Genomic DNA, 12,867 nt, shown 5'->3' with positions numbered 1-12,867 from the left:
CTAATATGCTATAATAAAATAGATTATGAGTGTTACGAGGTAAGCTTTGGCTTATCTCATTTTTAAACTGAGGGGGATGGAGTGCGGATTATAGGAATCGACCCAGGTACGGCAATTTGTGGCTATGGCATTATTGACGTGCAGGGAAGCAAGCTAACGCCAGTAGCCTATGGGGCTATTACGACCCCGAAGGAGCTAACGGATGCACAGCGTTTAGAAATCTTATTTAATGATTTAAGCGATATTTTAGAGGAATATAAGCCGGATAAATTTGGTGTAGAAGAACTCTTTTTTAATCGTAATGTAACGACGGCGATTAAGGTAGGTCAAGCGCGTGGGATTATATTGCTGGCCGCAGAGCAACAGAGAATACCTATATATGAATATACGCCATTACAAATTAAACAGGCTGTTACCGGTTATGGTAAGGCCGATAAAAATCAGGTTATTTACATGACCATGAATATTTTGGGGATTCGTGAGAAAATTAAGCCCGATGATACGGCGGATGCATTAGCAGTTGCCATTTGTACGGCGCATAGTTCTCACCAAGATAGATTGATGAGGTTAATTAAATGATTGGGTATGTACGAGGCATTGTAACACATCTATTCAAGGAATCTTGTTATGTAGATGTACATGGTGTAGGGTACCGTGTGTATGTGCCAACCACTACACGACAACAATTAATAGAGGGGCAAGAGGCCACATTGTTTACCTATCTCAATGTTCGGGAAGATGCGATGCAACTATACGGATTCTGGACAGAGGATGAGTACGAACTTTTTATTCTGCTCATTTCTGTTTCTGGGATTGGGCCAAAGGTAGGCTTAGGCATATTGTCAGGCATGACGCCAGAGGCTTTCAAATTGGCTGTTATTAATGGTCAGGTACAACAATTAACAAAATTACCGGGTATAGGGAAAAAGTCGGCAGAGCGTCTTGTCCTAGAATTAAAGGATAAGTTAGTGAAGATGACTCAGATTAGTGTTGAAACACCTTCAGCCATCCAATCAATTGGTGTTACTCATAGCGGACCGAGCGGGGAGGCGATTGAGGCACTGGTATCATTAGGATATGCGCAAAAAGATGTGGAAGCACTAGTTGAATCCTTAAACGATGGTTCAAAAGATGTATCTGCATTGATAAAAGCTTGTTTAGTTGAACTTGGGAAAGGACGTTAGCCATGAACGAAGAAGTACGCCTCGTAGGCGGCGGTGATCGAGAAGAGGACGTATGGCAATATAGTCTTCGACCTAAGTATTTTAATGAGTATATTGGCCAACGAGAGGCTAAGGATAATCTGAATATTTATATTCAAGCTACTAAACAGCGTGGTGAAGCCTTAGATCATGTTCTGTTATATGGTCCTCCAGGGCTAGGTAAGACCACATTAGCTGGCATTATTGCTAATGAGCTGGGTGTTAATTTTCGTATAACATCAGGTCCTGCTATAGAAAAGGCCGGAGATTTAGCTGCTATTTTGACGAATCTTGATGAACATGATGTTTTGTTTATCGATGAGATTCATCGACTTTCACGAAGTGTAGAAGAGGTATTGTACTCTGCTATGGAGGACTATGCCTTGGATATCATCATCGGCAAGGGACCAAGTGCGCGTTCCGTCCGCATTGATTTACCAAAGTTTACGTTGGTTGGTGCGACGACACGAGCTGGGGCATTGGCTGCACCATTGCGTGATCGATTCGGTATCGTGAGTCGATTGGAATATTACAAACAAGAAGAATTAGAATTTATCGTAACTCGTGCAGCGGATATTTTGAATATCGGCATTGAGCAGGCTGGTGCTAGTGAAATAGCTCGTCGCTCGAGAGGAACACCGCGTATTGCGAATCGTTTGTTGAAACGGGTTCGCGATTTTGCACAAGTTGTGGGGAATGGCGTTATTACTGCGGATATTGCAGATGAAGCGCTAAAACGTCTACATGTGGATAAGATGGGACTTGACCGCATTGATAGACGAGTGTTGAAGTGTATTATTGAAAATTATGATGGTGGCCCTGTGGGGATAGAAACAATAGCGGCTGCTGTCAGTGAAGAGAGAGATACCATCGAAGATGTGTATGAACCATATTTGATGCAATTGGGATTTTTAGGTAGAACACCGCGGGGGCGTGTGGCTACTAAATTGGCTTATGATCATCTAGGTATTTCGCAAACAGGGAAATAAAATGAAAAAGAAACAATTACCATTAATGATTATGACAACATTATTGTTAGGCATTCATAGTTTTGCAACTGTTGAGGCTGCACAGGTAGTAGGTAAATCGGGAACAAAACCTGTTGTAGCTAAATCATCAACAATGGTGTCGGGAAAAACTCCTGTAAAAGCTGTGCGTGGAACTATTGGAAAATCCACGTTTAAACCGCTTGTTACAAAACCGGTGCCAAAGGTTACTGCATCTACGACTATTAGACCTAAAGTTACAGCAACTACAACTGTTAAACCTAAGGTTACTGCACAATCAAACGTAAAACCAAAGGGTACGACCGTAGCCAATGCAAAACCAAAGGTTGCTAATACTACTGCTGTAAAACCGAAGATTACAACTTCTACTACAGCATCTCGTGCAACGGCTGCAGTGGTGACGAAGAATCAAGTAGAACAAGTAACAACGCGCGTTCGTGTAGAAAATACACCGGACGTTCGCGTTTTACTTGGATCTCGTCGTCAAGATGCCTCCGTATCGAGTGCAAATGGTGTAACCGTTCTTACTAGCAATAATGGTAAGGTTGGTAGTCATAAGGTTATATCCGTAGGTGTACGAGGCAATAAGATTGCTGTTAATGGCAAAGCTCTTGATTCTGTTGTCACATTAAAACCTACGAGTGGTGACATTTTTACCTTTGAAGGTAAAGCGTATCGAGGGGCTCTTACATTGCGGGCCAATAATGGAGCTATGATGGTTATTAATGCAGTTCCATTGGAATCGTATTTATATGGTGTTGTTCCACAAGAGGCGATTCCATCTTGGCCAGCAGCGGCCTTAGAAGCGCAAGCTGTAGCGGCTCGTACGTATGCACTACATACGATGGAGCAAAATAAAAATCAGCTCTATGATGTGAGCACGTCTACAGATCATCAAGTATATGGTGGTGTGAGCGGTGAAACACAAAGTACTACGGCTGCTGTTAATCATACTAAAGGCGTTGTTATGCTATATAATAATCGTCCTATTAATGCCTTGTTCCATTCTGATGGTGGTGGCTATACCGAGGACAGTGTCAATGTATGGGGCAATGATATTCCGTACTTAAAAGGTGTTAAAGATTTTTCAAATAGCAATTCTAGTGCGTCAAATTGGACTGTATCCACAAGCCGTAGCGCTTTAGAGGGCAAGTTAAATGCTGCTAGTAAGGGAGTGGGTAAGTTGAAAAGTATTCAATTAACCCCATTGGGAAATCCTGGCAAGGCTACAGCCGATAGAGGCGTATCTGGGCGTATTAAATCGGCGACCTTCGTTGGTACTGCTGGTAAGGTTACGGTAAGCGGTGATGATTTGCGGGGCATGTTAGGTTTAAAGTCAACATTATTTGATTTTTATGTCAATCAAAATCCAGCAAGTTCAACCGGTAAGTCGTATCATACTTTCACAGGCAAGAATGATACAGTGTACATTAAAGGTCATGGGTGGGGCCATGGTCTTGGTATGTCACAATGGGGCGCCGCTGAAATGGCGAAACGAGCTGGTACGGGTGATACCAATTATTATCAAACAATTTTAAGACATTACTATAGTGGTATTACATTGAAAAAAATGTATTAAGGATAAGAATGAAAGTTACAGATTTTGATTATGATTTACCAGAGGAGCTTATTGCTCAACATCCTGTAGAGCCTCGCGACACATCGCGCTTGCTTACATTGGATAAAATAACTGGTGAGTATACACATAAAGCGCATTTTTACGATTTACTTGATGAATTACAAGCAGGAGATGTCCTCGTGTTTAATAATACGAAGGTTATCCCAGCTCGATTATATGGTCAACGAGAGGGTTCCGGTGGCAAGGTGGAGGTTTTATTACTTACACCATGTGGAGAAAATCGCTGGGAATGTCTCGTTAAACCAGGTAAGAAATGTCCGATTGGACAGGTCATCGTGTTTGATGATCGGTTGAAAGCAACTGTGCTAGATAAAACCGATTTTGGCGGTCGTATCGTGGAATTTACCTGCGATGGTGTATTTGATGATATTATTCAAGAAATTGGTGAAATGCCATTACCACCATATATTCATGAAAAACTTGAGGATAAGGATTGCTATCAAACTGTGTATGCAAAGGAAAAAGGATCTGCTGCGGCTCCAACAGCGGGACTACACTTTACACCGGAACTATTAGAAAAAATTAAAGCTAAAGGTGTAGAGCTCGAGTTTGTTACCCTTCATGTTGGTTTAGGTACCTTTAGACCTGTATCCGTAGAAACTATTGAAGATCACGATATGCATAGCGAATTCTACAGCGTATCTGAAGATACAGCGCGTCGTATTAATGAAGCAAAATCTAAGGGTAAGCGTATTATTGCAGTAGGTACTACATCGATTCGCACCTTGGAATCAGCCTCTACTGATGATGGTATACTACATGCCACAAGTGGGTGGACAAAAATCTTTATCTATCCGGGCTATAAATTTAAGATGGTAGATGCATTGGTAACCAATTTCCATTTACCACAATCTACATTATTAATGCTCATTAGTGCACTAGCCGGTCGTGAACATTGTTTAGCAGCTTATAAAGCAGCTGTAAAAGAACGATATCGATTCTTTAGTTTTGGCGATGCTATGTTTATACGTTAGGAGATTCTATGCCGAGTATTACATATGAATTACAGAAAACATGTCCTCACACAGGTGCCCGTGCGGGATTGTTACATACGCCACATGGTACGTATGAAACACCTATGTTTATGCCCGTCGGGACACAGGCGACAGTAAAAACGATGACGCCAGAAGAGCTAAAGGCCATTGGGTCACAAGTGATTTTAAGCAACACCTATCATTTGTTCTTGAGACCTGGTCCTGAACTCGTAGAGGAAGCTGGTGGCCTTCATAAATTTATGAACTGGGATCAAGCAATCCTTACGGATAGTGGTGGTTTCCAAGTATTTAGCTTAGGCGATATGCGTAAGATTACCGAAGAAGGGGTAACATTTAGATCTCATATCGATGGATCTAAACAATTTCTTTCCCCAGAGGTGGCCACAAAAGTACAGGAACAACTTGGATCTGATATTGCGATGGCCTTTGATGAATGCATTCCTTATCCTGCAGAACATGATTATGCGAAACGCTCTACAGCGCGTACTACGCGTTGGGCACATCGATGTCAAGAGGCTCGTCATGCTCATGATAGACAAGGTATGTTCGGTATTGTGCAAGGCGGTATGTATAAAGACTTGCGCAAACAAAGTGCAGCTGAATTAGTGGCGATGGACTTTGAAGGATACAGCATTGGTGGTTTATCTGTAGGGGAACCACATGATTTGATGAATGAAATTCTCGAATATACAACACCGTTGTTGCCAACCAATAAAGCTCGTTATTTGATGGGCGTTGGTACAGCTGACTGTTTGGTAGAAGGGGTGGCTCGCGGTATTGATATGTTTGACTGCGTATATCCTACACGGGTTGCGCGAAATGGGATGGCCATGACTTGGCATGGGCGTCTTAATATTCGAAATGCTCAATATGCGCATGACTGGGGCCCTCTTGAAGAAGGTTGTCAATGTTATACATGTAAAAATTATTCTCGTGCTTATTTACGCCACTTATATAAGGCGGAAGAAATTTTAGCATTGAGACTTGTTACATACCATAATTTATATTTCTTATTAGAGTTTATGCGCCAGATGCGTAAAGCTATTTTAGAGGATCGATTCCCTCAATTTAGAATGCAATTTTGGGATAACTTTAATAAATAATATAAAAAAACTAGTCAAATTCATTTTGAATAGATATACTTATAAAGATAAGATGAATTTTAGTGAGGAGGATTACCCATGGGTGATATCGAACAAATTTTACAAACTAGCTGGCCAATCCTTTTGATGGTCGTAATTTTTTATTTCTTGTTGTGGCGTCCACAAAAGAAACAACAAAAAGAACGTACTAATTTGTTGAGCAGCTTGAAAAAAGGCCAAAAAATTGTAACTATTGGTGGTATCTATGGCGAAATTATCGAACTTGATGATGAAAAAGTTAAGGTACAAGTAGCGGAAAAAGTAGAAATGACATTTGCTCGTACTGCTATCGCATCCGTAGTTTCTAAAAAAAATAAGGAAACTAAGTAATGATAACAAAAGAAGCAGTGCGCCAGGCGTGCAAGTCCCAGCGCGCTGCTTTATCTATTGCAGATTGTGAATCTTGGGCACCTAAGCTATGTCATGAGATTGTTAAATTACCTCAGTATGAACAGGCACAATCGATTATGGCCTATTTAGCGATGCCTAAAGAAGCCAATTTGGATGATGTTATAGAACATGCTTTACAGGCAGGTAAACGCGTTTATGTACCTGTTTGTACTGATAAGACTACGATGATTGCTGTACGACTTCATAATCTTCACGATGTAGTGCATGGCGTCCTAAATATCCGTGTCCCAAAGGAGCCCTATGAAATCATAAACCCTAAGGATATTGATTTTGTGCTAGTGCCTGGTGCCGGATTTGATCGGCTTGGTGGTCGTATGGGAATGGGAAATGGTTATTATGATCGTTTCCTTAAGGAACTTTCACCATCGAACTATATCGGTGTCGCATGGGAAGCGCAAATTATGAAAAACCCGATTCCGATGGAACGCTATGATCAACGTATGCCCGCTATCGTTACAGAACAGGGTGTAATTCATGTTATTTAGAAGGGAGCAACGATTTTGAAAGGCAAGGCTATAGTTAAATTCTTAGTCGTTATTGCTGCAATTATTGGTTGTTTTGCGTATTTTATTGGACCTCTAGCTGGTTCATTAAAACAAGGCCTTGATTTACAAGGTGGTACGCATATTGTGCTAGAAGCAGAGGATACTGAGCATGGTACAGCTGATAATGATGCGGTAGAACGAGCAAAACAAATTCTTGAACGACGCATTAATGAAATGGGTCTGTCCGAACCTATTGTGCAACGGGAAGGGGCAAAACGTATTATCATTGAATTACCAGGTGTTAAAGATCCTGATGAAGCAATGAAACGTATCGGTAAAACAGCGGTCCTTGAATTTAAAAATGAAAAAGGCGAAACTGTTATGACCGGTGATGACCTAAAAGATGCAAAAGAGGAAATGGGTCAAAATAAACAACCTTTAGTTGCTATCGAGCTTAGTGATGAAGGGGCAAAGAAATTTGCTGATTTAACATCTAAAAATATTGGTCGTCATATTTCCATTACTCTCGATGGTGAAGTACTCACAAACCCTGTAGTACAACAAGCTATTACCGGTGGTAAGGCTACTATTTCTGGTAGTAAGTCCTTAGATGAAGCAAAAGATTTAGCAATTTTATTGCGTTCTGGTGCATTACCTGTAAAAATTAATGTCCTTGAAGTTCGTACTGTAGGTCCTTCTTTGGGTCAAGACTCAAAGGATAAATCCGTAGTAGCATTTGGCGCTGGTATTGCCATGATCATGGTATTCTTGCTTTTGCTCTATCGTTTATCCGGCTTTGTTGCCAATGTAGCATTGCTTGTATATGTTATGTTATTACTTCTCGTGTTAGGTAAAGGTTTTAATGCAACTATGACCTTGCCGGGCATTGCGGGTATTATCTTGTCTATGGGTGTTGCGGTAGATGCGAACATCCTGATTTTCGAACGTTTTAAGGAAGAGGTTTTCTCTGGTAAATCCATGCGTGTTGCTATGGAGGCTGGTTTTAAACGGGCTCTTTCTACAATCACTGATGCGAACGTATCCGTTATCATCACAGCTGGTATCTTGACAGTCTTAGGCTCTGGTCCGGTAAGGGGGTTTGCTATCAGCTTGGGCGTAGGTGTTGTTGTAAGTATGTTTACAGCGATTACTGTCAGCCATTTCTTGCTTCGCCTATTAATTGATTGTAACTTTACTAATCATCCATTCTGGTTTGGTGCTAATATCTCACCAAGTAAAAGTTCTGATGATTTTGCACCAAAATCTTTGAAAGGAGGTAAGCGCAAATGAGTTTCAACGTAATTAGACATCATCGTTGGTGGTTTGTGATTTCCTCCATTCTAGTAATCATTAGTTTAATTTCTATTTTTACAAAAGGCTTTAACTTTGGTATTGACTATACTGGTGGTACCATTGTAGAGGTTCAATTCACTAAACCTGTAGAGGTTAGCCAAGTTCGTGATGTATTGAAAACATTCGACCTTGAAAATGCACAAATTCAATTGTCTGGTGATACTGCAGAAACAGCAGGCGAAGATGTTATGATTCGAACTCGTAACTTGGAGCCAAGTGAAAGTGCAGCTGTAGTAGAAAAATTGAATAGTGATATCGGTGAAAACACAGTAAAACGTATTGAAACCGTTGGTGCTGTTATCGGCTCTGAAGTAACGCAACATGCGCTATTGAATCTTGTTATTGCCTTTGCTGTATTGGCGCTCTATATTTCTTATCGTTTTGAATATAGAATAGCCGTATCTGCATTGACTGCTATTTTCCATGATTTGATTATGGTATTAGGTGTATTCTCATTCTTCCAATTAGAAATCGATGCATCTTTCTTGGCGGCCATCTTAACCGTTGTAGGTTATTCCATGAACGAATCTGTAGTTATCTTTGACCGCGTTCGTGAAAATGCTCATACTCATAAACGTACTGATACATTTGAAGATTTGGCGAATGCTTCTATTGCACAAAGTATTCATCGTAGTATCTATACATTAGCTACTGTAATGTTTGCCTGTGTATCTCTATTTGTATTTGGTGGGGATACAACAAAAAACTTCGCTCTATGTATGATTATTGGTTTCGCCAGTGGTGCATACTCCTCCATCTGTGTCGCTACATCTTTATGGGTGCTCTGGAAAAATAGAAATAAGAACGATATTCGCAATCAATAATTTGATTGTTATGGTGAAAGCTATAAACCCTAATCGCATTTTATTGCGATTGGGGTTTTTCTTATGAGTAAGATCATTGTGATTCAAATAGAAATAACATACAATAAATACTATATAAGGTTTTAAGTAGAAAGAGTGATATAGTGAGTTCAGAACGTTTATGGAGTCCTGCTTTTATCAATTATGGTGTAAGTAGTGGCATTTTTTATATGACCCAATATGTCTTAGTGGCGGCATTGCCCATAATTTTAACAGCTGAATTAGGTGGCACCGCTTTAGATGCGGGATTGGCTATGACATACTTCCAAATCGGGACCATCTTATGTCGTCCTTTTGCAGGACGTTTAATTGATGGATTGGACAAACGCATAATTTTATTGATTTCATCTGTTTTATTCTTTATTATTATGGGGTTGTTTAATTTAACCACATCGTTACAAACGATTTTTGTGCTACGGGGTTTACATGGCGCTATATTTGCATTAGGTACTACTGTTATGGCAGCACTGGCCGTAGTTGTTTTGCCTGCTTCACGCAAAGGTGAAGGCATCAATATGTTTGCTGTATTCTCAAATATTGCTATGGTATTAGGTCCTGCTGTTGGCTTATATGCATTACAAGCCTATGGAAGTTCAGCGCTATATATATTTCTGACTATAATGACTGCGCTAGCTTTTATTTTGAGTAATGTCATTCGATTGCCAAAAGAGTTAGCTAAATCGAAACAAAAATCTTCTAAGGGATGGAGTATATCTCAGTTTATAGAGAAACGAAGTCTTCCTTGGGCATTAATGGGATTGTTTATAGGTTTTACATACTCTGGTGTTCTAGTATTTATTCCTATTGAATTGAATAGTATGAGAGCAGGTGTATGGGGGAGTGTGTTCTTTGCTTTGTTTGCGCTCATGATAATTATTAGCCGACCATTAGTAGGTAAAGTATATGCTAGATATGGATCACGGTTCGTCATCTATCCTGGTGTAGGCCTATTTATCGTAGGCCTCGCTATTCTTGGAGTGGTATCGACTCCGGTTGGGATTATTTGTACTGCGCCATTACTTGGGCTAGGCTATGGAGCAGCTCAACCTGCATTTCAAGCGTTAGCAGTTCAATCAGCACCAATAGAACGTGCAGGCGTTTCTACAGCCACATACTTTTTAGCACTTGATATAGCCGTCGGGGCTGGATCGGTTATCTTAGCCTTAATTGCAAATGCATTAGGATATCAATCTTTATATCAAATTACATCACTCATAATGATCATAGCATTGGCTTTATATCATTTTGTAATTCGTAAACACTCATATATAGCGGAATAAGCATTATAAAAAGCACGTATTTCTTATAGTATGTATGATAGTAAACTATCAAAATACTAGGTAAATACGTGTTTTTTATATGAAATAGTAATGATATAGTAACAAGCTACGTAAGGCAAAACATTGAATATAAATGAGTTAATAATGAAGTTGTAAAAAGTGGTGAAAAAGCGGTTGACGTTTTCTTTGTTTGTGATATACTAATACAAGTCGTTAGGACACAGCGTAATTCGGATGACAGCACATCATTAAAACCGTTGAATTTAATTCAAAAAGTTTTAAAAAAGTGCTTGACGAAATACTCTGAACTTGGTATTATAATCAAGTCGCTAGCGCACGACAGTGACTAGCAAACAGATCTTTGAAAACTGAACAATGATAGGTAATCAATCATATGATTGAACATATGCCAGAGTGCGGGTTTTGACATAGTCAAAACCAACCATAATTCAAAGTTACATACATGTAACGACAACAAATATTGAGCTACTCAAATAGCTTCAAGATATCTTGGAGAGTTTGATCCTGGCTCAGGACGAACGCTGGCGGCGTGCTTAACACATGCAAGTCGAACGAAGAGCGATGGAAGCTTGCTTCTATCAATCTTAGTGGCGAACGGGTGAGTAACGCGTAATCAACCTGCCCTTCAGAGGGGGACAACAGTTGGAAACGACTGCTAATACCGCATACGATCCAATCTCGGCATCGAGACTGGATGAAAGGTGGCCTCTATTTATAAGCTATCACTGAAGGAGGGGATTGCGTCTGATTAGCTAGTTGGAGGGGTAACGGCCCACCAAGGCGATGATCAGTAGCCGGTCTGAGAGGATGAACGGCCACATTGGGACTGAGACACGGCCCAGACTCCTACGGGAGGCAGCAGTGGGGAATCTTCCGCAATGGACGAAAGTCTGACGGAGCAACGCCGCGTGAGTGATGACGGCCTTCGGGTTGTAAAGCTCTGTTAATCGGGACGAATGGTTCTTGTGCAAATAGTGCGAGGATTTGACGGTACCGGAATAGAAAGCCACGGCTAACTACGTGCCAGCAGCCGCGGTAATACGTAGGTGGCAAGCGTTGTCCGGAATTATTGGGCGTAAAGCGCGCGCAGGCGGATTGGTCAGTCTGTCTTAAAAGTTCGGGGCTTAACCCCGTGATGGGATGGAAACTGCCAATCTAGAGTATCGGAGAGGAAAGTGGAATTCCTAGTGTAGCGGTGAAATGCGTAGATATTAGGAAGAACACCAGTGGCGAAGGCGACTTTCTGGACGAAAACTGACGCTGAGGCGCGAAAGCCAGGGGAGCGAACGGGATTAGATACCCCGGTAGTCCTGGCCGTAAACGATGGGTACTAGGTGTAGGAGGTATCGACCCCTTCTGTGCCGGAGTTAACGCAATAAGTACCCCGCCTGGGGAGTACGACCGCAAGGTTGAAACTCAAAGGAATTGACGGGGGCCCGCACAAGCGGTGGAGTATGTGGTTTAATTCGACGCAACGCGAAGAACCTTACCAGGTCTTGACATTGATGGACAGAACCAGAGATGGTTCCTCTTCTTCGGAAGCCAGAAAACAGGTGGTGCACGGTTGTCGTCAGCTCGTGTCGTGAGATGTTGGGTTAAGTCCCGCAACGAGCGCAACCCCTATCTTATGTTGCCAGCACTTCGGGTGGGAACTCATGAGAGACTGCCGCAGACAATGCGGAGGAAGGCGGGGATGACGTCAAATCATCATGCCCCTTATGACCTGGGCTACACACGTACTACAATGGGAGTTAATAGACGGAAGCGAAACCGCGAGGTGGAGCAAACCCGAGAAACACTCTCTCAGTTCGGATCGTAGGCTGCAACTCGCCTACGTGAAGTCGGAATCGCTAGTAATCGCAGGTCAGCATACTGCGGTGAATACGTTCCCGGGCCTTGTACACACCGCCCGTCACACCACGAAAGTCGGAAGTGCCCAAAGCCGGTGGGGTAACCTTCGGGAGCCAGCCGTCTAAGGTAAAGTCGATGATTGGGGTGAAGTCGTAACAAGGTAGCCGTATCGGAAGGTGCGGCTGGATCACCTCCTTTCTAGGGAGACATACACCGAGCCAAGAGCTTGGATGTCACTTAGGTCGACACTTTGGCACCTAACATTGTTCGGTTTTGAGAGATCTGTAAATGATTTCTCAATTTAATATGACGTATAAATTACGCGTTAATCTAGGCGCATGAGTTGAACGACGTCGCCACGTAATGGTAATTACGTAAGACAAGTGAAACGAATGCAACGACGAGTAACACGGAATTTATCGGCAGATTTGTTCTTTGAAAACTGCATAGAAGATAATTATTATATATTTGTAAGGTCATCTCTTAGAATTTCTAAGTAGGTTGACCCGAGCACATAGGAAATAATTCTCTGACTTATTGGTGACGTACATGAAAATGTACGGCTACAAAAAACGACAATGTATCTAATGCATGTCTAAAAATCTTAAATATGATTTT

General features: G+C 41.5%; 11 protein-coding genes and 1 rRNA gene. All 12 read left to right on the top strand.

Annotation, left to right across the window (positions count from 1 at the left end; translation table 11 throughout):
• The first annotated feature begins 81 nt into the window (after positions 1-81).
• The gene (gene ruvC / locus HMPREF1504_RS09075) at positions 82-579 is read left to right on the top strand and encodes a crossover junction endodeoxyribonuclease RuvC (protein ID WP_005381796.1); all 498 of its coding nucleotides are present in this window, start codon (positions 82-84) and stop codon (positions 577-579) included.
• Positions 576-1,184 carry a Holliday junction branch migration protein RuvA gene (ruvA, locus tag HMPREF1504_RS09070; protein ID WP_005378323.1) on the top strand — a complete coding sequence of 203 codons (609 nt, stop codon included), beginning with the start codon at positions 576-578 and terminating at the stop codon, positions 1,182-1,184. The genes ruvC and ruvA overlap by 4 nt, the downstream gene beginning before the upstream one ends.
• 2 nt (positions 1,185-1,186) lie before the next feature.
• Positions 1,187-2,191: a Holliday junction branch migration DNA helicase RuvB gene (gene ruvB, locus HMPREF1504_RS09065; protein ID WP_005378326.1), complete on the top strand. Its 1,005-nt coding sequence runs from the start codon at positions 1,187-1,189 to the stop codon at positions 2,189-2,191.
• Position 2,192: 1 nt separating this feature from the next.
• On the top strand, positions 2,193-3,788 hold the full coding sequence (locus HMPREF1504_RS09060; protein ID WP_038125193.1) for a SpoIID/LytB domain-containing protein: 1,596 nt from the start codon (positions 2,193-2,195) through the stop codon (positions 3,786-3,788).
• 8 nt (positions 3,789-3,796) lie between these two features.
• A complete protein-coding gene (gene queA / locus HMPREF1504_RS09055) occupies positions 3,797-4,822 on the top strand; it encodes a tRNA preQ1(34) S-adenosylmethionine ribosyltransferase-isomerase QueA (protein WP_038125192.1) in 1,026 nt (341 codons plus the stop codon).
• An 8-nt stretch (positions 4,823-4,830) separates the two neighbouring features.
• Positions 4,831-5,946: a tRNA guanosine(34) transglycosylase Tgt gene (gene tgt, locus HMPREF1504_RS09050; protein ID WP_005378320.1), complete on the top strand. Its 1,116-nt coding sequence runs from the start codon at positions 4,831-4,833 to the stop codon at positions 5,944-5,946.
• Positions 5,947-6,024: 78 nt separating this feature from the next.
• On the top strand, positions 6,025-6,315 hold the full coding sequence (gene yajC, locus HMPREF1504_RS09045) for a preprotein translocase subunit YajC (protein WP_005378318.1): 291 nt from the start codon (positions 6,025-6,027) through the stop codon (positions 6,313-6,315).
• Positions 6,315-6,881, top strand: coding sequence for a 5-formyltetrahydrofolate cyclo-ligase (locus HMPREF1504_RS09040; RefSeq protein ID WP_005378327.1), 567 nt, complete (start codon positions 6,315-6,317; stop codon positions 6,879-6,881). Before yajC ends, HMPREF1504_RS09040 begins: the two co-directional genes overlap by 1 nt.
• Before the next feature lie 15 nt (positions 6,882-6,896).
• A complete protein-coding gene (gene secD, locus HMPREF1504_RS09035; RefSeq protein ID WP_005378325.1) occupies positions 6,897-8,171 on the top strand; it encodes a protein translocase subunit SecD in 1,275 nt (424 codons plus the stop codon).
• Positions 8,168-9,058 carry a protein translocase subunit SecF gene (gene secF, locus HMPREF1504_RS09030; protein WP_005378319.1) on the top strand — a complete coding sequence of 297 codons (891 nt, stop codon included), beginning with the start codon at positions 8,168-8,170 and terminating at the stop codon, positions 9,056-9,058. Before secD ends, secF begins: the two co-directional genes overlap by 4 nt.
• Positions 9,059-9,201: 143 nt before the next feature.
• Positions 9,202-10,377, top strand: coding sequence for an MFS transporter (locus tag HMPREF1504_RS09025; protein WP_038125191.1), 1,176 nt, complete (start codon positions 9,202-9,204; stop codon positions 10,375-10,377).
• A 507-nt stretch (positions 10,378-10,884) separates the two neighbouring features.
• Positions 10,885-12,447, top strand: a 16S ribosomal RNA gene (locus tag HMPREF1504_RS09020).
• Positions 12,448-12,867 lie beyond the last annotated feature (420 nt).

Origin of the sequence: Veillonella sp. ICM51a (genome assembly GCF_000524355.1) — a bacterium.
In the GTDB taxonomy this organism is placed as follows: Bacteria; Bacillota; Negativicutes; order Veillonellales; family Veillonellaceae; genus Veillonella; species Veillonella atypica.
This window is presented reverse-complemented; position numbering and strand designations above follow the sequence as displayed.

Bases quoted from the DNA above. Each gene is read 5' to 3' on its own strand.
- ruvB (WP_005378326.1), top strand. From the start codon at position 1,187: ATGAACGAAGAAGTACGCCTCGTAGGCGGCGGTGATCGAGAAGAGGAC.
- tgt (WP_005378320.1), top strand. From the start codon at position 4,831: ATGCCGAGTATTACATATGAATTACAGAAAACATGTCCTCACACAGGT.
- secF (WP_005378319.1), top strand. From the start codon at position 8,168: ATGAGTTTCAACGTAATTAGACATCATCGTTGGTGGTTTGTGATTTCC.
- queA (WP_038125192.1), top strand. From the start codon at position 3,797: ATGAAAGTTACAGATTTTGATTATGATTTACCAGAGGAGCTTATTGCT.
- ruvA (WP_005378323.1), top strand. From the start codon at position 576: ATGATTGGGTATGTACGAGGCATTGTAACACATCTATTCAAGGAATCT.
- HMPREF1504_RS09040 (WP_005378327.1), top strand. From the start codon at position 6,315: ATGATAACAAAAGAAGCAGTGCGCCAGGCGTGCAAGTCCCAGCGCGCT.
- yajC (WP_005378318.1), top strand. From the start codon at position 6,025: ATGGGTGATATCGAACAAATTTTACAAACTAGCTGGCCAATCCTTTTG.
- HMPREF1504_RS09060 (WP_038125193.1), top strand. From the start codon at position 2,193: ATGAAAAAGAAACAATTACCATTAATGATTATGACAACATTATTGTTA.